Annotated in this window: 13 protein-coding genes and 1 pseudogene; 8 read left to right on the top strand and 6 right to left on the bottom strand. The window is 70.5% G+C overall.

Annotated features, from left to right (window positions below):
• Positions 1-20: 20 nt before the first annotated feature.
• From ACH34R_RS32780 to ACH34R_RS32795, 4 genes and pseudogenes are all read left to right on the top strand, one after another.
• Positions 21-941, top strand: coding sequence for a carbon-nitrogen hydrolase family protein (locus ACH34R_RS32780; protein WP_397565435.1), 921 nt, complete (start codon positions 21-23; stop codon positions 939-941).
• A gap of 284 nt (positions 942-1,225) precedes the next feature.
• Positions 1,226-2,395: pseudogene (gene rho / locus ACH34R_RS32785) on the top strand (transcription termination factor Rho); the annotation flags it as partial.
• A gap of 26 nt (positions 2,396-2,421) precedes the next feature.
• A complete protein-coding gene (locus ACH34R_RS32790; RefSeq protein ID WP_397565436.1) occupies positions 2,422-3,282 on the top strand; it encodes a putative RNA methyltransferase in 861 nt (286 codons plus the stop codon).
• A gap of 166 nt (positions 3,283-3,448) precedes the next feature.
• The gene (locus tag ACH34R_RS32795) at positions 3,449-5,254 is read left to right on the top strand and encodes a prolyl oligopeptidase family serine peptidase (RefSeq protein ID WP_397565437.1); all 1,806 of its coding nucleotides are present in this window, start codon (positions 3,449-3,451) and stop codon (positions 5,252-5,254) included.
• A gap of 7 nt (positions 5,255-5,261) precedes the next feature.
• Here ACH34R_RS32795 and ACH34R_RS32800 read toward each other — a convergent pair whose 3' ends face one another.
• A complete protein-coding gene (locus tag ACH34R_RS32800; RefSeq protein WP_397565438.1) occupies positions 5,262-6,809 on the bottom strand; it encodes a PP2C family protein-serine/threonine phosphatase in 1,548 nt (515 codons plus the stop codon).
• A 120-nt stretch (positions 6,810-6,929) separates the two neighbouring features.
• Here ACH34R_RS32800 and ACH34R_RS32805 point away from each other — a divergent pair, with 120 nt between their 5' ends.
• Together ACH34R_RS32805 and ACH34R_RS32810 are read left to right on the top strand one after the other, a co-directional pair.
• Complete coding sequence (locus ACH34R_RS32805) at positions 6,930-11,120, top strand: HAMP domain-containing protein (RefSeq protein WP_397565439.1); 4,191 nt, start codon at positions 6,930-6,932, stop codon at positions 11,118-11,120.
• Positions 11,121-11,123: 3 nt separating this feature from the next.
• Positions 11,124-11,756 (top strand): two-component system response regulator, encoded by a 633-nt coding sequence (locus ACH34R_RS32810; RefSeq protein WP_397565440.1) that lies wholly within the window; start codon positions 11,124-11,126, stop codon positions 11,754-11,756.
• A 95-nt stretch (positions 11,757-11,851) separates the two neighbouring features.
• On the opposite strand, the gene ACH34R_RS32815 is transcribed toward ACH34R_RS32810, so the two are convergent.
• Together ACH34R_RS32815 and ACH34R_RS32820 are read right to left on the bottom strand one after the other, a co-directional pair.
• A complete protein-coding gene (locus ACH34R_RS32815; RefSeq protein ID WP_397565441.1) occupies positions 11,852-13,288 on the bottom strand; it encodes an NYN domain-containing protein in 1,437 nt (478 codons plus the stop codon).
• A gap of 190 nt (positions 13,289-13,478) precedes the next feature.
• Positions 13,479-15,884 carry a sigma factor gene (locus ACH34R_RS32820; RefSeq protein WP_397565442.1) on the bottom strand — a complete coding sequence of 802 codons (2,406 nt, stop codon included), beginning with the start codon at positions 15,882-15,884 and terminating at the stop codon, positions 13,479-13,481.
• A gap of 133 nt (positions 15,885-16,017) precedes the next feature.
• Here ACH34R_RS32820 and pyrE point away from each other — a divergent pair, with 133 nt between their 5' ends.
• Positions 16,018-16,569 carry an orotate phosphoribosyltransferase gene (gene pyrE / locus ACH34R_RS32825; protein ID WP_111171895.1) on the top strand — a complete coding sequence of 184 codons (552 nt, stop codon included), beginning with the start codon at positions 16,018-16,020 and terminating at the stop codon, positions 16,567-16,569.
• On the opposite strand, the gene ACH34R_RS32830 is transcribed toward pyrE, so the two are convergent.
• A complete protein-coding gene (locus ACH34R_RS32830) occupies positions 16,547-16,978 on the bottom strand; it encodes a hypothetical protein (protein WP_397565443.1) in 432 nt (143 codons plus the stop codon). The two genes, pyrE and ACH34R_RS32830, sit on opposite strands and share 23 nt — an antisense overlap.
• A gap of 184 nt (positions 16,979-17,162) precedes the next feature.
• Entirely contained in the window at positions 17,163-17,885 is a 723-nt protein-coding gene (locus tag ACH34R_RS32835) for a DedA family protein (protein ID WP_397565444.1), read from the bottom strand.
• A 238-nt stretch (positions 17,886-18,123) separates the two neighbouring features.
• Between ACH34R_RS32835 and fbaA the strand changes: the two genes are divergently transcribed.
• A complete protein-coding gene (gene fbaA, locus ACH34R_RS32840) occupies positions 18,124-19,146 on the top strand; it encodes a class II fructose-bisphosphate aldolase (RefSeq protein ID WP_111172165.1) in 1,023 nt (340 codons plus the stop codon).
• Positions 19,147-19,489: 343 nt separating this feature from the next.
• On the opposite strand, the gene ACH34R_RS32845 is transcribed toward fbaA, so the two are convergent.
• Complete coding sequence (locus ACH34R_RS32845) at positions 19,490-20,800, bottom strand: dicarboxylate/amino acid:cation symporter (protein WP_397565445.1); 1,311 nt, start codon at positions 20,798-20,800, stop codon at positions 19,490-19,492.
• Positions 20,801-21,827 lie beyond the last annotated feature (1,027 nt).

The following is a 21,827-nucleotide window of genomic DNA, read 5'->3' on the forward strand; positions in this document are numbered from 1 at the left end:
GGAGGCTTAAAGTCCGGGATATGCGTATTGCTGCGGCACAGGTCCGCTCTCCCTGGCTCGACCCCGCCGCCGGGGTGGAGAAGATCCTCGACTACCTGCGGCGGGCCGCCGACCAGGATGTGGACCTGGTGGCCTTTCCCGAGACCTTCCTGTCCGGCTACCCCCACTGGCTGAGCCTCACCGGCGGCGCGGCCTTCGACGACCCCCGCCAGAAAGAGGCGTACGCCTGGTACCTGGACGCCGCCGTGGAACTCGACGGCCCCCAGCTCAAGGTCATCGCCGAGGCCGTACGCGACCTCAAGGTCTTCACCTATCTCGGGATCGCCGAGCGGGCCGGCGGCACCGTGTACTGCACGCTGGTCGCCCTCTCTCCCGAGCACGGCATCGCCGGCGCGCATCGCAAGCTCGTCCCGACCTATGAGGAGCGCCTGGTCTGGGGCGCGGGCGACGGTCACGGCCTGCGCACCCATGAGGTCGGCGGCGTACGGGTGAGCGGGCTCAACTGCTGGGAGAACTGGATGCCGCTGGCCCGCCAGTCCCTCTACGCCCAGGGCACCGGCGTACACGTCTCGGTGTGGCCCGGCTCGACCCGCCTGACCTCCGACATCACCCGCTTCATCGCCAGGGAGGGACGGGTCTACTCACTGGCCGCCGGGGCGATCATCAGCTACGACGACGTCCCGGCCGGGTTCCCGTTCAAGGAGGAGCTGGCCGCGCACTCCTCCGGCTACGACGGCGGCTCGGCCATCGCCGGCCCGGACGGGCGCTGGATCGTCGAGCCCGTCTCCGGCGAGGAGCGCCTGCTGGTCGCCGACGCCGATCCGGCGTTCCTGGCCGGTGAGCGGCAGAACTTCGACCCGGCGGGCCACTACAACCGCCCGGACGTCTTCCGCCTCCAGGTCGACCGCCGCCGCCTGAGCAGCGCCGAATTCACCGAGTGACCAGCGCGACCCGGCTGCCGTACGGCTCCCACCCCCTCGACGGGAGCCGTACGGCCGCTGCCACGCCAGCGCCGTTCTCGTGCGCGTGACCATCACACCCTGAGCACCTTGCAACTCGCTTTACTCCGGCCGTCCACTTCCTGCGAACCTCTGTCGTCATGCCTGCACGGCACGGGAGTGCTAGTGTGGTAGTGGCTGTTGAACCGCCCCTTCTTCGGGCGAGCTTCCGGCCACTTCCCTATCACCGCCCCCGCCGCTGAGGGCGGGAGGTTCCTCACTCAAGCCGCGCTCGTGCGCGCACACCCTCAGCCGGGGGCCGCTTCCCGAGAGGAAGGCCCTTGAGCACCACCCCCACCACATCCGATGAGCCCACGCCGGTCAGCGGGGTTCTCGACATCCGGGAGAAGACCGCCCATCTCAGGACCGGCGGCTATCTCCCCTCCCGCCACGACGTCCGCGTGCCGCTCGCCCAGGTGAGACGGTACGGCCTGCGCCGGGGCGACCTGGTCGCCGGTACTGCGGGCCGGCCGTACGACAAGCTGGCCACCGTCGAGACCGTCAACGGCCGGCCCGAATGGCGCGACCGCCCGGACTTCGCCGAGATGACCCCGACCCACCCCCGCGAGCGGCTGACCCTCGAAACCCGAGGCGACGTGCTGACCACCCGCCTGATCGACCTGTTCGCGCCGATCGGCAAGGGTCAGCGGGGGCTGATCGTGGCCCCGCCGAAGGCGGGCAAGACGATGGTCCTGCACGCCGTCGCGGCGGCGATCTCGCGTAACCACCCCGGCTGCCACCTGATGGTGGTCCTCGTCGGCGAACGTCCGGAGGAGGTCACCGAGGTGACCGAGACCGTGGCCGGTGAGGTCGCGCACTCGACGTTCGACCGCGCCGACCGCGACCACACCGCCGTCGCCGAACTCGCCATCGAGCGCGCCAAGCGGCTCGTGGAGCAGGGGCGCGACGTCGTGGTCCTGCTCGATTCGCTGACCCGGCTGGGCCGCGCCTACAACAACCAGGCCCCGAACGGCGGGCGCATCCTGGCCGGCGGCATCGACGCGCAGGCGCTGCTGCCGCCGCGCCGCTTCTTCGGCGCGGCCCGCAACGTACGCGAGGGCGGTTCGCTGACGATCCTGGCGACCGCGCTCGTGGAGACCGGTTCCCGGATGGACGACACGTTCTTCGAGGAGTTCAAGGGGACCGGCAACATGGAGCTGCGGCTCAGCCGGGCGCTGGCCGACCGCCGGCTGTTCCCGGCCGTCGATCTGGACGCCTCCAGCACGCGCCGCGAGGAGATACTGATCCCGCCGCAGGAGCGGCAACTGCTGTGGCGGCTGCGCCGCACGCTGGCCGGGCTGGACAAGCCGCAGGCCCTTGAACTGCTGATCGACCGGCTCGGCGACACCCCGTCCAACGCCGCCTTCCTGCGTCAGGTCATCGCCCAGGCGGCGTGACCCGCCCGGCGCGGGATGATGGGGGGATGCTGGGGGATGTTCTGGACGTGCTGCGCTGCCCCGTCTGCGGGGGCGATCTGACCCTGGACGGCCGGGTCGTGCGCTGCCCCACCGGGCATGTCTTCGACGTGGCCCGCCAGGGCTATGTGAGCCTGCTGTCCGGCTCCCGCTCCCCCGGCACCGCCGACACCGCCGAGATGGTGGCCGCCCGCGACGCGTTCCTGTCCGCCGGGCACTACGAGCCGCTGGCCGTACGGCTGGCGGAGGCGGCGGGCGCGGCCCCCGGCGAGGTGGTGCTCGACGCGGGCGCGGGCACCGGCCACTACCTGGCCGCCGTGCTCGGCCACGAGGGCGCGCGGGGGGTCGCGCTCGACGTGTCCAAGCACGCCGCCCGGCGGGCGGCCCGCGCGCATCCGCGGGCCGGGGCGGTGGTGGCCGACGTGTGGCGGCCGTTCCCGGTCAAGGACGCCGCGGTCGATGTCGTGATCAACGTGTTCGCGCCGCGCAACGGGCCGGAGTTCGCCCGGGTGCTGCGGCCGGGCGGGCGGCTGGTGGTGGCGACCCCGGGGCCCGCCCATCTGTCCCCGCTGGTAGACCGCCTCGGCCTGCTGTCGGTGGACGAGGAGAAGGAACGCAGGGTCGGGGAGAGCCTGCGCGGGCTGTTCGCCGAGCGGGCCAGGCACCGGGTGGAGTTCGCGATGCGGCTGGACGCCGCCGCCGTCGCGGCGGTCGTGGGAATGGGTCCGAGCGCCTGGCATCGCGAGGGCGCGACCGCGATCGACATCGCCGATCCGGTGATTGTCACCGCGTCTTTCGTGGTGTCGGTTTACAGTCCGTGTGTAGCCCGAAACGACCTTCCCGATCAAGGGCAATATTTGACTGACTGACGCGAAAGATGGTACTGAAGGGACATTTGGTCCCAAATTCCCCCACATTCCTTGAACATTTCTTGCCTCAGCGCGACATACTGGACCACAACCGCCAACCCGTTTGCGGGGAACGCGTAGGGGCTCCGTCCGGCTGCGGAGACCCTGACAGGGAGGGACGCGCCGTATGAAGGCGGAGGAACGCTGGCGGGCCAGGTTCCGGGCGCCGCGGATGACGCTGCCCCAGTTCGCCGCCAAGGCCCCGAACCGGGCGATCTACCAGAGCAACGCGTCAGGCTCATGGGAGATCTACGCCTGGGACCGCAGTACCGGCGCGTTCCGCCAGGTGACCGACCGGCCCAACGGCACCAGGTACGCCGCGCTCGACCCCGCCGGCCAGTGGATCTGGTGGTTCGCCGACACCGACGGCAACGAGTGGGGCCAGTGGATGCGGCAGCCGTTCGACGGCGGTCCCGACGAGAACGCGATCTCCGCCGTGACGGCGGAGGACATGGCCAGCGGGCACCCGATGGGCATCGGCCTGTCGTCGGTCGGCACCGCGGCGATCGGACTGGCCAGGCCGGGCGGCGGCTTCCAGGTCCTGCACGTACAGCCGGGCGAGGCCCCCACGGTCGTCTACGAGCACGCCGAGGCCGCCTACGTCACCGCCATGTCGCCGGACGGGGCGCTCATCCTGATCGACCACAGCGAGCACGGCGACGCGCTGCACCCCGCCCTGCGGGTGATCCGCCCGAACGGCACGATCGTCGGCGACCTGCACGACGGGCCCGGCAAGGGCCTGCTCGGCGTGCGCTTCTCCCCCATCGCGGGCGACCGCCGGCTGCTCGCCCTGCACGAGCGGCGCGGTCGCCGCGAACCGCTGCTGTGGGACCCGCTCACCGGCGACCAGCGCGAGGTCTGGCTGCGCGACCCCGGCGATGTCACCGCCGACTGGTTCCAGGACGGCAGGTCGCTGCTGATCGTCAGGCAGCACCGCGGGCGTACCAGGCTGCACCGCTACGACCTGGGCGGGGGCGGGATGACGCCGATCGAGACCCCGCACGGGGTGATCGAGGCAGCCGCCGCCCGGCACGACGGCACGGTGGAGTACGCCTGGTCGAACTCCTCGCACCCGCCGGTGATCCGCTCCAGCGCGGGGCACGTGGTGATGAACCCGGCGGGTCCGTCCGCGCCGCCGTCCGTGCCGGTGGAGGATCTCGACGTGGATGGGCCGGGCGGGCGCATCCACACGCTGGTGTCCCGCCCGGAGCGGGGCAACGCGCCCTACCCGACGGTCTTCCTGCTGCACGGCGGGCCGACCGCGCAGGACGACGACTCCTTCTTACCCGCCGTCGCGGCCTGGGTCGATCACGGCTTCGCCGTCGTACGGGTCAACTACCGCGGCTCCACCGGGTACGGCTCGGCCTGGCGCGACGCCCTGCACGGCGACGTCGGGCACATCGAGCTGGCCGACGTCACGGCGGTGCGCGAACACGTCGTGGCGGGCGGCCTGGCCGACCCGGAACGCCTGGTGATCGCGGGCGGGTCGTGGGGCGGCTACCTGACGCTGCTCGCGCTCGGCGTACAGCCCAAGACCTGGGCGGCCGGGATCGCGGCGGTGCCGATCGCCGACCACGTGGCGACCTACGAGGACGAGACCGAGGGGCTGCGCGCCTACCAGCGGGCGCTGCTCGGCGGCTCGCCCGAGGATGTGCCGGAGCGCTACGCCTCCAGTTCCCCGATCACCTACGTTGATCAGGTGGCGGCCCCGGTGCTCGTGCTGGCCGGGGAGAACGACCCGCGCTGCCCCATCAGGCAGGTCCAGAACTACATCGCCAGGCTGGCCGCACGCGGCCACGACCACGAGGTCTACCGCTTCGACGCGGGGCACGGGTCGCTGGTCGTCGCCGAGCGCATCGAGCAGATGGCGGCGCAACTGGACTTCGCCAGGAAGCGGCTTCGCCTCACCGGTATGTCCGGCCGTCCGGCCTGAGCGCGGCTCAGGGCGCCCGCAGCACGAGGATCGCCAGGTCGTCGGCACTGGGCTCGGGCGCGAAGTCCTGGACACCGCGCCTGATCCGCTCGGCGACCGCCTGCGCCGAAAGGCCCACGCACTCGGCGAGCAGCCTGGCAAGGCCGCCGTCGTCGTCGAGCAGCCGCCCGCCCGAACGCCGCTCCGTCACCCCGTCGGTCACCGCGAGGAGGACGTCTCCATGGTTGAGCTCAACGATGTCCTCTTCAAAGGTCACCTCGGAGAAGACCCCGAGCAGCGACTGCGGCGTCGCCACGACCTCCACCTCGCCGGTCTGGCGCAGCCGCAGCGCCTCCGGGTGCCCGGCGGAGATCAGCCGCGCCTCCATCCCGCTCTCGGTCGGGGTGATCTCGCCGTGCAGCAGGGTGAGGAACCTGGCCCGCTCGCCCTCCTCCAGGATCGCCTCGTTGAGCCGGACGAGCACATGCGCGATCTTGTGGCCTTCCCTGGCCAGCAGCCGCAGGGTCGTCCTGGCCAGGCCGGTGACGGACGCCGCCTCCGGGCCGGTGCCGCAGACGTCGCCGATCGCGAACCGCCACGCGCCGTTGTCGCCGGCCCGGTAGAGGTCGTAGAAGTCGCCGCCGACCTCGTTGGTCTCGCCCGCGGGCTCGTAGACGACGCCGTAGTCGACCTCGGGGACCTCGGGGTTGTCCGGCGGGAGCAGGCTGCGCTGCAGGGCCCGGTTGGCGGCGGCCTGCTGGGCGTACAGGCGGGCGTTGTCCATGGCGAGCGCGGCGCGGCGGCCGATGTCCTCGGCGAACTGGATGATGTCGTCGGGGAAGCGGTCGGTACGGCCGAGCAGCATCACCCCGAGCCCGCGGCCCCTGGCCAGCAGCGGCACCGCGAGCACATGGTAGTCACCGATAGTGAGCGGGACGGTCTGCGGGCGCTGCGGCGGCGGCACCTCGATCGCGGCCAGCTCCTCGCGCAGCGAGTCGATCCGGGCCTCGTCGGCGTGCCACAGATAGGAAAGACGCAGCGGACCGAGCCCCGCGTCGGAGGTGTAGACCGCGCACCAGACCGACAGCCTGGGCACCACGATCTGGGCGACGATGGCCGGGACCATGTCGGGGTCGAGCGTGCCGGCCAGCAGGTCGCTGGCGTCGGCCAGGAAGCCCAGCCAGAACGACCCTCTGGACTCCTCCCGCGTCCAGTCGTCGGCCACCCGCGCCGCCGAGCCGGGCAGCGCCAGCTTGGCCCACTGCACCCGAAGCTGCCCCGAGAACGTGATGCCCCACTCTTCGACGGGCACCGTCAGAGCGTTCGTATACTCGGGAGGAGCGTCCTTCTGCCGGACCTCGATGCGCACCGCATCACCCTGGTGGCCCCAGACCACCTCGAAGGGGGCCCGCTCGGCGGCGAGGGCCAGTTGCTCGGTTATCTGCTCGGCCTGGGGTAGCACGGCACCGGCGGCCCACGCGCTGATCACCTCGCGTGTGAACCGCCGTGCGGCTGGTACGGCCGACTCACCGGGTGCGAAGGTCGCGGCGAGGACGGCTCGTGGAGATTCGGTCACTGTCTTGTGCCTACCACACTCTCCACTGACATGGGGTAAATCGAGGGCAGGACTCCAGGCTACCCATCGTGACAGACTGGCATCACTCACGGCTGCCCACCGGGAGTGGAGGAGGGTCGAATGAACACCGCCGGCACCGTGTCGGACAACGAGGAACGGTGTTACACGGAATCGGAGCTCAGGCCGGTTCTGCAGGCACTGCTGGCACTGCGCGACGGCAACTTCCGCCGGCGTGTCCCCGCCGTGCCCACCGGAGTGCTGAGCGAGGTGCAGATCGTCCTCAACGAGATCGCCGATCGCCAGGAGCACATGGCCAAAGAACTTCAGAGAGCGAAGAAAGAGGTCGTAAAGGAGGGCCGATTCGGCGAACGGCTGGCGCACGGGCCGGGGTCGGGCGCCTGGTCCGACCAGGTCGACACGGTCAACGCGCTGATCGACGCCCTGGTCAGCCCGGTCAGCGGCGCGGCCGACGTGATCGACGCCGTGGCCAAGGGCGACCTTTCCCGCCGGATCGAGCTGGACCGCTCGGCGCGCGGCGAGGTCCGGCGGCTGGGCAAGGCGATCAACGGCATGGTCGACCAGCTCTCGCTGTTCAACTCCGAGGTGACCAGGGTGGCCCGCGAGGCGGGGACGGAGGGCCGGCTGGGCGGACGGGCCAACGCCCGCGGCATGTCCGGAAGCTGGCGTGACCTCACCGACGCGGTGAACACGATGTCGGGCCGGGTCTCCGCACAGGTCCGCGACATCGCCGAGGTCACCACCGCGGTCGCCAAGGGCGACCTGAGCCGCAAGGTCACCGTCGAGGCCGTCGGCGAGATGTTCGAGCTGAAGAACACCGTCAACACGATGGTCGACCAGCTCTCCTCGTTCGCCGAGGAGGTCACCCGGGTCGCGCGCGAGGTGGGCACCGAAGGCCAGCTCGGCGGCCAGGCCCAGGTCCGCGGCGTGTCCGGCGTCTGGAAGGACCTCACCGACAACGTCAACTTCATGGCGGGCAACCTCACCACGCAGGTCCGCGCCATCGCCACGGTGGCCACCGCCGTCGCGCAGGGCGATCTCTCCCAGAAGATCAACGCCGACGCCCAGGGTGAGATCCTGCAACTGAAGGACACCCTCAACACGATGGTCGACCAGCTCTCCTCGTTCGCGGACGAGGTGACCCGGGTCGCGCGCGAGGTGGGCACCGAAGGCCAGCTCGGCGGCCAGGCCAGGGTGCGCGGTGTGTCGGGGGTTTGGAAGGACCTCACCGACAACGTCAACTTCATGGCCAACAACCTGACCCTCCAGGTCCGCAACATCGCCGAGGTCACCACCGCCGTGGCCACCGGCGACCTCACCCGCAAGATCGACGTGGACGCCCAGGGCGAGATGCTGGCCCTGAAGACCACGATGAACCGCATGGTGGACCAGCTTTCGTCGTTCGCCTCCGAGGTGAGCCGGGTGGCCCGCGAGGTGGGCACCGAAGGTCAGCTCGGCGGGCAGGCCCAGGTCCGCGGTGTCTCCGGCGTCTGGAAGGACCTGACGGACAACGTCAACGTGATGGCGGGCAACCTCACCACGCAGGTCCGCGCCATCGCGACGGTCGCCACGGCGGTGGCCCAGGGCAACCTGTCCAAGAAGATCAACGCCGACGCGCAGGGGGAGATCCTTCAGCTCAAGGACACCCTCAACACGATGGTCGACCAGCTCTCGTCCTTCGCGGACGAGGTGACCCGGGTCGCGCGCGAGGTCGGCACCGAAGGCCAGCTCGGCGGCCAGGCCCGAGTGCGGGGCGTGTCCGGGGTCTGGAAGGACCTGACGGACAACGTCAACTTCATGGCCAACAACCTGACCCTCCAGGTCCGCAACATCGCCGAGGTCACCACCGCCGTCGCCACCGGCGATCTCACCCGCAAGATCGACGCCGATGCGCAGGGCGAGATGCTGGCCCTGAAGACCACGATGAACCGCATGGTGGACCAGCTTTCGTCGTTCGCCTCGGAGGTCACCCGGGTGGCCCGCGAGGTCGGCTCGGAGGGGCAGCTCGGCGGCCAGGCGCGGGTCGAGGGCGTGGAGGGCACCTGGAAGCGCCTCACCGAGAGCGTCAACGAGCTGGCGGGCAACCTGACCACGCAGGTCCGCGCCATCGCCGGGGTCACCGGGGCGGTGGCCAAGGGCGACCTCACCCGCAAGATCGACGTGGACGCGCAGGGCGAGCTGGCCGACCTGAAGGACAACATCAACACGATGGTGTCCAACCTGCGCGACACCACCAAGGCCAACCAGGAGCAGGACTGGCTCAAGTCCAACCTGGCCCGCATCCAGCGGCTCATGCAGGGACACCGCGATCTGATCGAGGTGGCCAAGCTCATCATGAGCGAGCTGACCCCGCTGGTGTCGGCCCGCTACGGCGCCTTCTACAGCGTCGAGGCCAAGGGCGACGACAGCGACCTGATGCTCATCGCCGGCTACGGCGTGCGTCCGGGCACCAGCCCGCGCGGCCGGTTCGCGATGGGCGAGGGCATCGTCGGCCAGGCCGCGCTGGAGGGCAAGCACGTCGTACTGGAGAACGTCCCGGCCGGCTACATCATGGTGGACACCGGCCTGAGCCAGTCGCCGCCCGCGCAGATCGTGGTGCACCCGATCCTGTTCGAGAGCAAGGTGCTCGGCGTCCTTGAGCTGGCGTCCTTCACCGAATTCAGCGAGGTCCACCTGGACTTCCTGGCGCAGCTCGTGGAGACCATCGGCGTCACGATGAACACCATCATCGCCAACTCCCGGACCGAGGCGCTGCTGACCGAGTCCCAGCGGCTGACCCGCGAGTTGCAGGAGCGCTCCGACGAGTTGCAGCGCCAGCAGGAGGAGCTGCGGCGCTCCAACGCCGAGCTGGAGGACAAGGCGGCGCTGCTGGCCAAGCAGAACCGCGCCATCGAGATCCAGAACTTCCAGATCGAGCAGGCCAGGCGCACCCTGGAGGAGCGAGCCGAACAGCTCGCGGTCTCCTCGCGCTACAAGTCGGAGTTCCTGGCCAACATGTCGCACGAGCTGCGCACACCGCTGAACAGCCTGCTGGTGCTGGCCAAGTTGCTGACCGAGAACGCCGAGGGCAACCTGACCCCGCAGCAGGTGGAATTCGCCCGCACCATCCACGGGGCCGGGTCGGCGCTGCTCCAGCTCATCAACGACATCCTCGACCTGTCCAAGGTGGAGGCGGGCCGGATGGACATCCACCCGCAGCAGCTTCTGCTGCCCAAGCTGGTGGAGTACGTGGAGGCGACGTTCGCGCCGCTGGCCGCGGACAAGGGGCTGGAGTTCGCCATCGAGGTGGACGAATCGGTGCCTCAGGAGCTGCGCACCGACGAGCAGCGCCTCCAGCAGGTGCTGCGCAACCTGCTGTCCAACGCGGTGAAGTTCACCCCGAAGGGCGAGGTGAAGCTACGCGTGGTGCCCGCGCCCGACGAGGTGGAGTTCGACGACGAGACCCTCCAGAACGCCAACGGCGTGCTGGGCTTCCAGGTCTGCGACACCGGCATCGGCATCGCGCCCGACAAACTGGAGGTCATCTTCGAGGCGTTCCGCCAGGCGGACGGCACGACCAGCCGCAAGTACGGCGGCACCGGCCTCGGCCTGTCGATCTGCCGGGAGATCGCCCGGCTGCTCGGCGGCGAGATCCACGTGGACAGCGAGCCGGGCAAGGGCAGCACGTTCACGCTCTTCCTGCCGCCGTCCTACACCGGCCCGCTGGCCTCCCGCGACGGCGGCGCGGCGGCCCGGCAGCGGACCCCGGCCGACAGCGAACCGCTGGCCTTCGTCCCAGAGCCGGAAGAGGACGACGTGCTGGCCACGATCCCGTTCCGGGAGCCGTTGCCGATCGCCCCATCCCCGGCCGAGCCGCAGGTCAGCTGGCAGGGCGAGGACCCACTGATCGGCTCCAAGATCCTTATCGTGGACGACGACATCCGCAACGTCTTCGCGCTCACCAGCGTGCTCGAACGGCACGGCTCGACGGTCGTCTACGCGGAGAACGGCCGCGAGGGCATCGAGCAGCTCGAACGCAACGAAGACGTGGGGCTGGTGCTGATGGACATCATGATGCCGGAGATGGACGGTTGGGCGACGACGTCGGCGATCAGGCGGATGCCGCAGTTCGCGGATCTCCCGATCATCGCGCTGACGGCTAAGGTCATGAGAGGAGACCGGGAGAAGAGCATCGCCTCCGGGGCCTCCGACTATGTACCGAAGCCGGTGGACGTGGACCGTCTGCTCGAACGCCTCCGGGGCTGGCTGTCCCGGGGGAAGGCCGTGCCCACCGAGCCGAACGAAGGGTCGTGAGCCATGCCGGACCGAGCCAAGATCCTGCTCGTCGACGACCGCGAAGAGAACCTGATCGCGCTTGAGGCGATCCTGAGTTCGCTCGACATCGTGCCGGTGCGGGCCAGGTCCGGGGAGGAGGCGCTGAAGGCGCTGCTCAGCACGGAGTTCGCGCTGATCCTGCTGGACGTGCGGATGCCCGGCATGGACGGCTTCGAGACCGCGGCGCACATCAAGCGCAGGGAGCGCACCCGCAACATCCCGATCATCTTCCTGACGGTCGTCGACAGCGCCCCTGACTACGCCTTCCGCGGTTATGCGGCGGGCGCGGTCGACTACCTGACAAAACCGTTCGACCCGTGGGTGCTGCGCGCCAAGGTTTCGGTCTTCGTCGAGCTGTACACGATGAACCGCCGAATGACCGAGCAGGCCGCGCTGCTGCGCGAGCGGGTGGTGACGGAGCTGCCGCCGGGCGAGACGGGCGAGCAGGCGTCGATCCTGCCGGAGCTGTCCCGCCGGCTGACGGCCGCAGAAGACGAGCTGGGCAGGGTACGGGAGCTGGCCCGCAAGTCGGGTGACTCATCACTGACGGGGCCGCTCACCGACCTCACCGAACGGCTGGCCCACCTGCGCGCCGGTTTCGACGCGCTGAGCTGACGCCACGGCCCGCCGTTGACCTGGTTCGCCACGCTACGTCGGCCGCAGACCGGCCTGAACCCGCCGCCCGGCAGCGGTTCGGGCACGGTCCAAAATCAGCGGCGGGCTCGCTCCAGAGCGTCCCAGAAGCCTCGGCGCAGGGCGTGGCGCACCTCGTCGTGCAGCAGGAAGTCGATCGGCAGCGACGACCCCTGCAACAGCCGGGCCTCCAGGTCGGACGGCATGCGCGGCTTGCGGGCCAGCACGGCCTCCAGCCACAGCGCGGGCGCGTCGCGGGCCACGGACTCGCCGAAGTCGTGGCCCTCCTTGTGCGCGGCCTTGACCGCCTCGGCGAGGGTGGTGGTGCCGCTGCCGGAGGCCGACTGCGGGGGCACCGGGGCCGGTTGCGGGCCGGTGTAGGGGCCGCCGAGCTGCGGTGAGGGCGGGTAGCCGCCGGTCGTGGTGGGCGAGTAGGTCGTGGCCGGACCGGTGGCGGGCGGCTGCTGCGCCGGCCCGGAGGGCTGTTGCGGCTCGGCCGGGTAGCCCGGGTACGACGTGGACGGCAGCGCGGACGGGGCCGCGTGCCCGCCGCTCGAACGCTGCACCGGCGCCGAGGACCCCGTCTCGTGCGACGCCCCGGACGGACCAGAGGACCCGGAAGAACCAGAAGAACCGGATGACCCCGGCATGGGTGACGCGCCGGACGACGGCGTGATGATCTGGCCGTTACCGGACTGCTGGGCCGGAGGGCCCGCCGCGTGCCCGCCGGACGAGCCGGTGGTGGGGGCGGGGCCGAGCGTCTGCTGCCCGCCGCTGGGAGGCTGCGAACTCGGCTGCGCGGACGGCACCGACTGCGCGGACTGAGCCGCCTGAATGGATTGGGCCGGCTGGGACGGCTGGGTGTGCTGGGCCGGTTGCGCGTGCTGGGCCGGTTGGGCGTGCTGGCCGTTGCCGGCGGAGAGTGGCTGGTGGTGGCCGTTGGCCAGGGCGTTGACCGGCTCCATGGCGGTCGCGGCGCCCTGCGTCAGCGAGACGTACGAGCGCAGGTGACCGCCGCCGATCTCGATCAGGTCGTCGCACTCCTGGCGCAGCGTCCGGGAGACCGCCCAGTTGCCGTCGGCCGCGATGTGCACGACGGTGACCCGGATGCCGAGGTCCTGGGCGTCGCAGACCACCTGGGCCAGGTCCTCGTCCCCGCTGACCACGACCGCGTCGCAGATCGCGGAGTTGCGGGCGAGCGTCATCAGGTCGCGATGGACCTGGGCGTCCACGCCTTCGCGCCGCCCCGGCCTGATCCGGGACAGGCGGAGCTTCAGCCCGGGGATGTCGGCCAGCGCGTCGTGCTCCGGCGTACGGCGGCCCTCGACGGTCGCCTCGTACCAGTAGCAGCGCAGCATCGGCAGCCCGGTACGCTCTCTGGACAGGGCGGTGAGGAGTTGGAGAAGGCCCGGATAATCCCACGAGACGGCCTCTCGATGGCGGGTCCCATGCACCGCCATCGCGCCGTCCGCTAGCAGGTAGCCAGCGTCCACGAACAGCGCGCAGCGATCCACGCGACACCGCCTTCCTACATGGCTGGACCTACTGTGCTTGGAGCCCCGGCAGCCGTCAGTCGGCCCATCCCCAGGTTAGTGAAGCCACCGATCGTGCGAGGGTGAATCCCGACGATTCAGCCCGCGCCCGACCTTATGCGAGGGCGTTCACGCCGACCGTACCAGTTTGTCCTGATATTGGAACCCGCTATCAGGAGCGGGCATGAACCCCCACCAACGCCACTCCGAAAAGAACCACATCCTTACCGGTGGAAATGCGCAACACCGGATGCTCGCCCAGCACCGAACGGTAAGTATCGACATCCAGCCCGAAAGTGTTCTTCCACCCTTCCGCGCCGTTGGCCGACCCGTCGAAGACGTTGTCCGCCTCGCGCCGGCCTCCCTCCGGCCGCAGCGGAGCGCCGCCCAGCGTCACCCTCTCCCCGTCCAGCCCGGCGTCGCCCTCCCAGGTGACGAGGTCGATCCTGGCCGGGACCGCCGCGGGCGTCAGCCCCGCGAGCGGTATCCGCAGCCCGTCGTGCCGCCCGTCCACCACGGTCGCGGTGTCCAGCACCACCACCTGGCTGTACGGCCGGCGCGGGTCGGTCGCCGCCACCACCAGGCTCCACCCCGCGTGCCGGGAGACCCCCTCGCGCAGCCGCGCGTCCGCCAGCCACCATGTCCCCTCCGGATCGTCGCCCATCAGCCGGGTCACCTCGGCGAACGCCTGATACCCGGAACCGGCCGGCATCGTCCGGTCGATCACGTCGGTCGCCTTCACCTTCACGTACCGCTTCGCGCCCGGCGGCCTGACCTTGACGGTCGTCCCGGACGCCCTGGCCCGTCCGCCGCCCGACCAGTACAGGCCCGCCCAGACCACCTCCCCGCCCGGCGGCAGGGTCAGCTTCGCCGCGCTGGAGCTCTTGGTGGACTTGTCGTCGTCCGCGTCCACCGCGGTCATCGTCCACAGGTCGTTGTCGGCCCGGTCGCCGGCGCCGCGCCGCGCCGCCGTACAGCCCCGGGTCTTGACCGGGCAGCTCAGCAGCGTGTTGCCGACCGCCTTGGCGGTCACCCGGCCGTCGGTCGCGAACCTCGCCGCCGCCCCCGCCGCGCTCACCCCCGAGGCCGCGCGGGCCGCCACCCGCTGCCTGCCCGACGCCACCTGGACGGCGGGCCCCAGGCCCGCCGGGGCCTCCCTGGCGACCTGAACGCGCATGAAGACCGTCGTCATCCGGCCGGGGGCCAGCGGGCCCCGGGTGCAGCGGGCTCCGCTCGTGGCCGGGCGGCACGACCAGCCGTCCACCGTGCCGACCGGGCGAATGGCGGAAACGCCCATCGGGCGGGTGCCGCCGCCCGCCGCGGGCAGCATGCTCACCCCCGCGGGCAGCTCCACCGCGGCCACCAGCTCGTCGCTGGCCCGCACGCCCTCGTTGCGCAGCCGGATGCCGACGATGCCGGGATGGGCGGGCACCAGCGCGCCGACCGGATCGATGCTGGCCACCAGCCTGGCCCGCGCGGGGGCGAGCTTCGGCACCACGGGCGGCGCGGGCGTCGGGGCGGGGGTGGGCGTGGCGCGGCGACCACGGGTGTGCGACGGCTGCGGCCGGGGGGCCGGCGGCGGCTCGGCCACCGGTACCGACCGTTTCGGCGAGATCATCGGGGCCGCGTCGCCCGAGCCGGGGGCATCGACCGGACGGACGCCGGTCAGCAGGTGGTAGGCGGTGAGGAGGGCGACCGTGGCGGCGGCCGTACCGGCCAGGGCGATCAGGTGCCGCCGCGGCACCCTGCGCACCCGCCCGAGCAGCGCGCCGGCCGCGCCGCCCGCCGTACCGCCCGCCTTGCCCAGCGCGGACACGTATCCCATGAGGAGGGGCCCGGCCACCAGCGGCCCGACGACCAGTCGCATCCCCTCGTTGACGTCGTTCAGCTCGATGAAGATCGCATGGCACTCGGCGCAGCTCGCGACGTGCTCGTCCACGATGCGGCTCTCCCGCTTGGGCAGGCCGCCGCGCACATACGCGCCCATCTTCGCGACCACCGGGCGGCAGCCCTGGCGTGGCAGGTCGCTCAGGTGCATCTGGAGATACGCCTGCCGCAGGCCCTCCCTGGCCCGGTAGGCGAGCGCCGCCACCGCGTTGGGGGTCAGGCCGAGCAGCGGGGCCAGGTCGGCGGCCCGCGCGTTCTCCACCTCGGTATGCCACAGCACCATGCGCCATCGGTCGGGCAGCGACATGAACGCCCTGGCCACCAGCGACCGCTCCAGCCCCGCCAGCGCCGGGTCCACGAACGGCACTCCGGGGTCGTGGGCCTCCATGTCGTCGGTGGGGACCTGTTTGTTCTGGCCGCGCGAGCGGTCGTAGACCGTACGGCGGAGCGCGGTGAGCAGGTAGGGCCGCAGCGCTATCTCCGGGCCGCCGCCCCTGCGCACCAGATCCAGGATCTTGGCGAACGTCTCCGCGACGACGTCGTCGGCCTCTGCCTGGCTGGACACGAGCTGCTTGGCCAGGCACCGCGCCGCCGACACGTGCCGTTGGTACAGGACGCCGAAGGCCGCCGCCTTGCCGGTGCGCACCGACTCAAGCAGCTCGGCATCACTTTGACGGGATTCCGCACTCATTGTTACCTCGTAACTACGGAGGGTTGCCCGCCAAATGATTCCGCATACGGTGAGGTGCCTAAACCGATGGACGGCCTTTACCCCGCGCGGCCCTGCTCAGAGAGTGGTCAGGGCTCTACTAGGCTCTTGTGCCATGAGCGATCGCGAGGAGCTTCTTGCCGAGATCCGGGCCAAGGGCGTCGTGCACGGCAAGGTCGTGCTCAGCTCGGGCCAGGAGGCCGACTTCTACGTTGACCTGCGCAGGGTGACCCTCGACGGGCAGAGCGCGCCGCTGGTCGGCAGGGTGATGCTGGAGCAGACGGCCGACCTCGACTACGACGCGGTCGGCGGGCTCACGCTCGGGGCCGATCCGGTGGCGACCGCGATGCTGCACGCGGCGGCGGCGCGGGGCCGGCGGCTCGACGCGTTCGTGGTCCGCAAGGAGGGCAAGGCCCACGGGTTGCAGCGCAGGATCGAAGGGCCCGACGTCACCGGCCGGCGGGTGCTGGCCGTGGAGGACACCTCGACCACGGGCGGGTCCGTGCTCACCGCGGTGGAGGCGCTGCGCGAGGCCGGGGCCGAGGTCGTGGGGGTGGCCACGATCGTGGACCGGGGGGCGGGCGATGCCATCATGGCGCGGGGCCTGCCGTACCGCACCGCGTACACCCTTGCCGACCTGGGGCTCAGCCCTTCCGCTCGGCGGTGAACGCCTCCCGCTCGCCGGGTTCGCCCGGCGGGCGCGGTACGCCGTTCACCTCGACCGTGAGCCCTGACGCGTCGGCGAGCACCACGTCGAGCTTCGGCTCGGTGAAGGTCGCCTGCTCGCCCCTGAGCAGCTCGCGGTCGAGCAGCACGTCACCGCCGGGCACACGGACGAAGACCATCCCGCAGCGGTCGGCGCGGCACTCGATGTAGACGGTGGGCGTCGCGGGGCTGGTGGTGACCGTGGGCGGGGTCAGGGTCGGGGTCGGGGCCTGGCGGGGTTGCGGGGGGCGCGGCTCGGGGGCGTTCAGCGCGCGGACGCCGAGTACGACCAGCGTCAGCAGGACCAGACACCCGAGAACGGCGAGGGCCCCCCGGCCGACGCCGATCCGGTCAGACCTGTGGCGTCCCACACTTCGGAGGGTAGCCGCCGCGCGCTCGTGGTGGCCCGGATGTCGCGAGCGGCGTTACCAGGGCTCGTGGCGGACCCGGATGTCGCGAGCGGCGTTACCAGGGCTCGTGGCGGACCCGGAGGTCGCGAGCGGCGTTACCAGGGCTCGTGGCGGACCCGGATGTCGCGGCCGGGCGGGCCGGGCGTTACCAGGGCTCGTTGCGGGTGGGCTCGTCGGGCGCCTGCGCGGCGGCCGGGGAGCGGTGGTGCTTGCCCCCCGGGGACGGCACCGCCCTGGCCTCCTTGCGGCCCTTCAGGATCTCGCGGATGATCGGGATGACCGACAGCAGGATGATCACCGCCGCGCCCGGCAGGATGTACCGGTCGACGTTGGGGATGCGGTCGCCGATCAGGTAGCCGAAGATCAGCAGCCCGTCGGTCCAGATCACGCCGCCCAGGATGTTCCACAGCAGGAAGTTGCTGCGGCTCATGCCGAGCATCCCCGCCACCGGGTTGAGGAACGTGCGGACGATCGGGATGAACCGCGCCAGCACCACCGCGCGGGCCGGGCCGAACTTCCCGAAGTAGTGCCTGGCCTTCTCCACGTATTCCTGCTTGAAAAGCCGCGAATCTGGGCGTGAGAAAAGCCTCGGCCCCGTCTTCGCGCCGATGAGGTGGCCGAGCTGCGCGCCCGCGATGGCGCACAGCGGCGCGCCCACCAGCAGCACCGGCAGCGGGAACGGCTCGTCCAGGCCGACGCTCGCGGCCACCTTGGCCGACGCGCCGATGCCCGCCACGACCAGCAGCGAGTCACCGGGCAGGAAGAAGCCGATCAGCAGCCCGGTCTCGGCGAAGATGATGGCGAGAATGCCGATCAGCCCGAAGGTGACGATCCACCACTCGGCGTCGAGCAGATTCGTGAGGTTCATCAGGGATGGAGCCTACCGGTCCGCCAAGCTCGGTAAGGGAAATCACGCGACACGCCACGGGTTTGTCCACAGGGAGGCAGGGGAGTGTGGGGGGTCGTCCAGGTTATCCACAGGGGTGGGGTCCGCCTACCCGGGAAGGGCGCTGACCCGCGATACTGGCCAGACGGGCACAACAGCCGCACTCCCCGTGGCCTGCCCGCCGAAAACCCGTAAACCGCCGTCTCCAGGGAGATGACCGATGCCTATCGCAACGCCCGAGGTCTACGCCGAGATGCTCGACCGGGCCAAGGCGGGCGGATTCGCCTATCCGGCGATCAACGTGACCTCGTCGCAGACCCTCAACGCCGCGCTGCGCGGTTTCGCGGAGGCCGAGAGTGACGGCATCGTCCAGGTCTCCACCGGCGGCGCGGAGTTCCTGTCCGGCGCGACCGTCAAGGACATGGTCACCGGCGCGGTCGCGCTGGCCGAGTACGCCCGCGTGGTCGCCGCCAAGTACCCGGTCACGGTGGCCCTGCACACCGACCACTGCCCGAAGAACAAGCTCGACGGCTTCATGCGCCCGCTGATCGACGTCTCCGCCGAGCGCGTCGCCAAGGGCCAGGACCCGCTGTTCCAGTCCCACATGTGGGACGGCTCGGCCGTCCCGCTGGACGAAAACCTGCAGATCGCCGCCGAGCTGCTGGAGAAGTGCGCCGCCGCCCGGATCATCATGGAGATGGAGATCGGCGTCGTCGGCGGTGAGGAGGACGGCGTCGTCGGCGAGATCAACGAGAAGCTCTACACCACCGCCGAAGACGCCCTGGCCACCGCCGAGGCGGTCGGCGTCGGCGACCGCGGCCGCTACATGCTGGCCGCCACCTTCGGCAACGTCCACGGCGTCTACAAGCCGGGCCACGTCAAGCTGCGCCCCAGCGTGCTGAAGGAGATCCAGGACGCGGTGGGCGCCAAGCACGGCAAGGACAAGCCGTTCGACCTGGTCTTCCACGGCGGGTCGGGCTCGCTGCTGAGCGAGATCCACGAGGCGATCTCCTACGGCGTGGTGAAGATGAACATCGACACCGACACCCAGTACGCCTTCACCCGGCCGATCGCCGACCACATGTTCAAGAACTACGACGGTGTGCTGAAGGTCGATGGCGAGGTGGGCAACAAGAAGGCCTACGACCCGCGTTCCTACGGCAAGGCCGCCGAGGCCGCGATGGCCGCGCGGGTGGTCGAGGCCTGCCAGAACCTCAAGTCGGCCGGCACCAGGCTCTCCTGACCGCGGTCGTCTTACTGCTACTTACTGCTACTTACTGCTACGGGTTACTGCTACAGGCGGCGGGCCGGGGGCCATCCCTCTTCCCGCCGCCCCGAGCTTGAAGAACCCGCAACGGGTGTTCGTCGGCTGCGCTCTCGGTAGCGTTTCCCACGTTGTAAGACGCTGCGGAGAGCACGGCCAAGCGCTCCTGCACCACCCAAGGCCGGACCGCCATACTCACCCGCCAGGGGCCCAGGTCGCGTACCTCACCAGCCCGCGCTCGTGGTGAACGCGGCGTGGCCTCGCACGCGACCTGTTGGGGTCGCGGGCGAGGCCACGGTGTACCTGCTTAGAGGTGTCGGGCTCAGGCCGGGGCGGGCTCGGGGCCGGGGGCCGGGCCGGCGGCGGGACGGACCGAGGTGGGCGCCTCGTCCAGGGGCTGGGGCGGGGCGTTGAATACGGCCTCGTCGAGACGGCCCTCGGAACGGGCGACCAGTACCGGCACCACCATCTGTCCGGCGACGTTGGTCGCGGTGCGGATCATGTCGAGGATCGGGTCGATCGCCAGCAGCAGGCCGACGCCCTCCAGGGGCAGGCCCACCGTGCTCAGGGTCAGCGTGAGCATCACGATCGCGCCGGTCAGACCGGCGGTCGCGGCCGAGCCGATCACCGAGACGAACGCGATCAGCAGGTAGTGGCCGGCGTTGAGCGGAACGTTGTACACCTGGGCCACGAAGATCGCCGCCAGCGCCGGGTAGATCGCGGCGCAGCCGTCCATCTTGGTGGTCGCGCCGAACGGCACCGCGAAGGCGGCGTAGTCGCGGTCCACGCCCAGGCGGTCGGTGGTGACCCGCTGGGTGAGCGGCATGGTGCCGACCGAGGAACGGGAGGCGAAGGCCAGTTCCAGCGCGGGCCAGGCGTTGCGGTAGAAGGTGAGCGGGTTGACCTTGCCGACGACGGACAGCAGCAGCGGGTAGCTGACCACGAGTACCAGCAGGCAGCCGATGTAGACGCCCGCGCTGAACTTGGCGAGCGGGGCGAGCAGGTCCCAGCCGTAGGTGGCCACCGACTTGCCGATCAGACCGGCGGTACCGATCGGGGCCAGCCTGATGACCCACCAGAGGGCCTTTTGCACCAGTTCGAGTACGGACCGGCTGAAGCCGATGAACGGCTCGGCCTTCTCACCGATCGCCAGCGCAGCGGCGCCGAGGACGACTCCCAGGAAGACGATCTGGAGGACGTTGAGCTCGGTGAACGCGGTGACGACGTTGGTGGGGATGATGCCGGTCAGGAAGTCCAGCCAGGTCCCGGCGTCCTCCTGGTCGATGGCCTTGGCTCCGGCGGTGGAGATGTTGATGCCCTGGCCGGGGTTGATGATCAGCCCGAGGACCAGGCCGAAGACCACCGCGATCAGCGAGGTGATCAGGAACCACATCAGCGTCTTGCTCGCGAGCCTGGCGGCCCCGCTGACGTTGCGCAGATTCGCCACGCTGACCACGACCGCGGTGAAGACCAGCGGCGGAACGGCGAGCTTGAGAAGTTGGATGAAGATCGAACCGGCTTCGGTCAGGGTGGCGGTGAGCCAGTCGACATCACCGGCACGCGCCACGAACCCGAGCGCGACGCCTATCACCAGACCGAGCAGCAACTGGAGCGAGAAAGAGATTTTCTTCATGAACGCGACTCCGGCGGGAGAGCATGCTCACGCTGAGGCGGGCATGCGCGGGAGGGAGGGTAAGGGGTGGGATTGCGTTCAGGGACAGAGCTGACTGCTCAGACGGCAGAGATCGACGTGCAGACGGTGCACGAGCCGTACGACCACCGGGAAGTACCTCACGAGGCGATCAAACCTCCCCAACAGATAGGACATTCCGGTATCCTCTGTGATCTTTATCACGTTCCCCGGCGAGAGAAAACCCTTACAGGGTGTTTCCCCATTTAACGGACATACAGACCGCCCTGCCCCTCAGGTTCTCCCCCTTGCCCGGGATGCGGGCACAGCCCGTCGAACTGGCGGAAGAAGCTTGCGGAGGCCCATGCAAGGGCTGATGTCCCTGTGGAGGATCAGCGACGGTCTCCATGGGGCCGTGTGGTTCTGAAGATCCTTGTGATGATGCCGGGTGAGACCACCGCACCCGGGAACCCAGCGCGGATCTCGAAGCCGAAGGCCGATGTACCCCATCCAGCGGGACGCCTCAGCACTACCGGTTCCTCCCATGCGGGAGGCCGATCAACCGGTTCACCGTTCATCCCCACGAGATGAGGACCCTCAGCGGCGCGAGTCTCCGCCACCCCAGGTGTGGGGACCGCCCGGCTTCTCCATCCGCGCCACCGACTGCGCACCTTGGATTCAACCCACGTCTGGGGACCACTGGGCCTCCGCCCACTCGGACTGCGTCGGCGACGGTTCCCCCTACATGTGTGGGGACGACGAGAGGGTGGGGCCGTCGCAGATTTAGGCGCTCAGGCTCATCCCCACGCGGTGCGAGCGCACGTTGGCCAGCTCCCTGAGTCGAATCTGGCCAACGGTCCATCTCCAAGCGTGCGGCGAGCACCCGAGTGGACACCGACCGTCATGAGGTGGTGGCGGTCAACCCAACGCACGCGGCGCCGGCTGCCATAGCCACGGCCAGTCGCGGTCCTGGAGCACTCCAACGGCGGGGTGCTGGTGTCGCGCACGCACGGTCCATCCCCACGTATGC

It is taken from the genome of Spongiactinospora sp. 9N601, assembly GCF_044326295.1.
In the GTDB taxonomy this organism is placed as follows: domain Bacteria; phylum Actinomycetota; class Actinomycetes; order Streptosporangiales; family Streptosporangiaceae; genus Spongiactinospora; species Spongiactinospora gelatinilytica.

Excerpts from the sequence above, each read along its gene's own strand:
- ACH34R_RS32820 (WP_397565442.1), bottom strand. The coding sequence starts at position 15,884 with ATGAGTGCGGAATCCCGTCAAAGTGATGCCGAGCTGCTTGAGTCGGTG.
- ACH34R_RS32835 (WP_397565444.1), bottom strand. The coding sequence starts at position 17,885 with ATGAACCTCACGAATCTGCTCGACGCCGAGTGGTGGATCGTCACCTTC.
- ACH34R_RS32790 (WP_397565436.1), top strand. The coding sequence starts at position 2,422 with ATGCTGGGGGATGTTCTGGACGTGCTGCGCTGCCCCGTCTGCGGGGGC.
- pyrE (WP_111171895.1), top strand. The coding sequence starts at position 16,018 with ATGAGCGATCGCGAGGAGCTTCTTGCCGAGATCCGGGCCAAGGGCGTC.
- ACH34R_RS32845 (WP_397565445.1), bottom strand. The coding sequence starts at position 20,800 with ATGAAGAAAATCTCTTTCTCGCTCCAGTTGCTGCTCGGTCTGGTGATA.
- ACH34R_RS32780 (WP_397565435.1), top strand. The coding sequence starts at position 21 with ATGCGTATTGCTGCGGCACAGGTCCGCTCTCCCTGGCTCGACCCCGCC.
- fbaA (WP_111172165.1), top strand. The coding sequence starts at position 18,124 with ATGCCTATCGCAACGCCCGAGGTCTACGCCGAGATGCTCGACCGGGCC.
- ACH34R_RS32810 (WP_397565440.1), top strand. The coding sequence starts at position 11,124 with ATGCCGGACCGAGCCAAGATCCTGCTCGTCGACGACCGCGAAGAGAAC.
- ACH34R_RS32805 (WP_397565439.1), top strand. The coding sequence starts at position 6,930 with ATGAACACCGCCGGCACCGTGTCGGACAACGAGGAACGGTGTTACACG.
- ACH34R_RS32795 (WP_397565437.1), top strand. The coding sequence starts at position 3,449 with ATGAAGGCGGAGGAACGCTGGCGGGCCAGGTTCCGGGCGCCGCGGATG.